Source organism: Marinagarivorans sp. (assembly GCF_982758155.1).
In genome coordinates this window covers 1-2,691 of sequence record NZ_CEXWTU010000377.1, presented here as the reverse complement: position 1 = coordinate 2,691, position 2,691 = coordinate 1, and the positions used below count along the sequence as shown (strand labels likewise).

At 42.0% G+C, this 2,691-nt stretch carries 2 protein-coding genes; both read right to left on the bottom strand.

Features of this window, described 5'->3' with window-relative positions:
• Positions 1 to 201 precede the first annotated feature (201 nt).
• Complete coding sequence (locus tag AC3A8L_RS21040) at positions 202 to 984, bottom strand: MBL fold metallo-hydrolase (RefSeq protein WP_487964241.1); 783 nt, start codon at positions 982 to 984, stop codon at positions 202 to 204.
• A 59-nt stretch (positions 985 to 1,043) separates the two neighbouring features.
• Entirely contained in the window at positions 1,044 to 2,192 is a 1,149-nt protein-coding gene (locus AC3A8L_RS21035; protein WP_487964240.1) for a 4Fe-4S cluster-binding domain-containing protein, read from the bottom strand.
• Positions 2,193 to 2,691: the final 499 nt, after the last annotated feature.

Sequence of the window (2,691 nt, the reverse complement as noted above, 5' to 3'; positions counted from 1 at the left end):
CTCCCTGCAGGCCCTCTTCGCCTAATTGGATAAACTATTATTGCCTCGACCCTAATACTTTTATCCTGTATCTGCACTAAAATCAACCCAATATCAGAAAGGCTATTTTTTTAGTTGACCAGAACAGATAGCGTCCCTGTGAGTGATAACGATGTTGGTTAAAAACGTATTATTTCATCAGGCTCAAAAAACTAGCTTAAATTAGATGTTATCTACTATTTCTTGTTCGAATGAGTGAATAGCACTGAGTACCATATTTTTAAAGCTAACATCACCAAGGGTGAAATATAAAGTGAAGCGGTCTTCTTTATGGCAAAGTTCAGTGCATACTTCTTGGGTTGTCATACCTTTTTCAAGCAATGAATAAATACTGTCCCTAAAAGATTGTAAATATTTGAGTTTCTTTCTTATCATGGCCTTACCATTTTTCAGTTGAGGGTTATGGCCACAAAATACTGTGTCGAAATCCAGTTGCTCAATCCTCTTTAGCGAGTCTATTAATGTGGCCAAACATTCATCTTTACGAAAATATTTTATTCGCGTAGCCAGAAACATGTCCCCTGAGAATAACCAGCCATTATTTTTTTCTAAATAGACGAGGTGATCTTCAGCGTGACCAGGAGTGTGGTAATACTCAAAAATATATTGATTGGTCTCAATGCAAGCAGGGATAGGCTCAAGCCTTACTGGTTTAGCTGCGCCCCACATATAATGTTCATACGGCTTTAAGGTAAAGCCGTGGGCCATTTTTTCAACCGTAAGTGGGTGGCCATAAATAGGCACATTACGGGTGTTTTGGATATAGCGGGCATTGCCACTATGATCTTCATGATAATGGGTAAGAGTCACCTGATCGATTGAAAGGTGATTGGTCATCTTTTGAAAAGAGCGATTGGCATTGTGCGCGCCAGTATCTATTAACAGCCCATCAACATAATAACAAATGACCGACATTAAAGGTTTTCCAAGCGGGGCGTAACCCATTTGGCAGCCGGTCACTGGGCCAAAATCCAAGACTTTATTCTTATGCATATTATATTACTTCAAGCCATTTCAATATAATCGATGGCCTCTGTAGGCGCTATTCGAGGCTCGCTTGCGAGAGCCATTCGACGATGCATTTCAGGTAATAGCTTCGCGCCTTTTTGCAAATCGATAAATCCTGTTTTTAAATAAAACATATAGGTAGTGCATAACCACTGGGTGAAATCGCCTTTGTTTTTTAGATGCGCCTTCATTGAACCAACCACCCAGCCATAAAAAGCCCACAAGTCGGTACAGGTATCACAATCTCGGGCATTGCCAACACAGCAGCGCCGTGTTGAGGCTAAGTCTGCGTTATAGGCCTTAAAGTGATTGCCGTAGGATTTACCCGTTTTCACTCGCTCTAAGTTTTCGGGGTGATCAAAGGTCACATTCGGACAAACTTCGTAACCCCATTTTTTGCCAAAAAGATGGCGGGAGGAGATTGTATTATTGATGTGCGGGCTCGATACGATTTTATCGGGGTATTGCGCTATCATGCGATCAATAATATCAATACTATTTTTAAAGCCCTCGGTATGACTATAGCGCCCACCTAAATCGGCTAGGTCGCCATAAAAATTGTAGGTAACAAAATTGCCATTCTCAATCATCTCCCGAGTAGCCTCTTCGACGCCCTCTGTAAAGCCGGGAACGATGGTGTAATACCATACAACTCTAGGATCGTTCTTGAAATTCGCTTTAGCTTGGGAAAAAATATCCCTCTTTCCATTACCTCTCAGCTCTTTATCTCTGACTTTATCGCCCCAAAAAGATACCGCAATACGTAGCTCTTTTAAGTCATCATAGGGGATCTCAAGAGTACCGTTGGTTACCGTTGTTACTTGAAAATGTTCTGTGAGTTTTTTTAAACGCGCGATCTCTAGCGCTGGCTCACCACCCAGTGCGGTGACCATATTCGTGCCGCGCTGTAATTCCGACTGGATAAAAGCATCAAACTCCGCTTCAGTCTCAACTTTTTTTTGATGATCCATGCCTTCAACAAAAAAATAACAACCTTCGCAACGCAAATTGCACTTGTGTGTCATATCAACCAAACAAGATTTCATTCCACCAGCTTGCTTGATATCAAAAAGTAACGATGACAAAAAATCGTCTTTTAAATAGTCCTTTAAAGTATTAGGCCGTTCATTAGTTTTTATTCTCATACTCTTTGCTTCCATAACGATTAAACTCCATTTTTAAAGCAGAAGATTAACTGAATGCGGCAGCGATCTCAACCAAAAATCTTAGAGGTCCCCTGTGTCGGATTGCTTTCAACTATTAAGTAAGGTTTAAGCGTGGCATTAATAGGACAGTGATGGGGCTGGTTATATCAGGGCGAAAGAAGTGGTGTTGGTGGGGCCGTTGCCGCAATCTATGCTGGATGGCTGTGTAAGTCACTATCAAGACAGCTTCACCCGCAACCGGCCTCTAATGTTACGTTTGTGGAGCAGGAAGCGCTAATGCGCGATAGCAGGAGCATTCCAGGAGTAGTTACTGCGGCTTGCAGCACTTTAGCAACGACGGTAAGGATGGCGACATCAAGTATTAGTATATGAAGTATTGTTGCCCGTTCCTTAGGGGCTTGCATGAAATAACTGCCCGTTTTTGAATTCCCGGGTGCACGCTTGCCTTCGTTAAAAACATTTGCAATAGCCGGCTATT

What these genes read in the sequence shown, in the direction of transcription:
- AC3A8L_RS21040 (WP_487964241.1), bottom strand. Translation starts at nt 984, where the DNA reads ATGGGTTACGCCCCGCTTGGAAAACCTTTAATGTCGGTCATTTGTTAT.
- AC3A8L_RS21035 (WP_487964240.1), bottom strand. Translation starts at nt 2,192, where the DNA reads ATGAGAATAAAAACTAATGAACGGCCTAATACTTTAAAGGACTATTTA.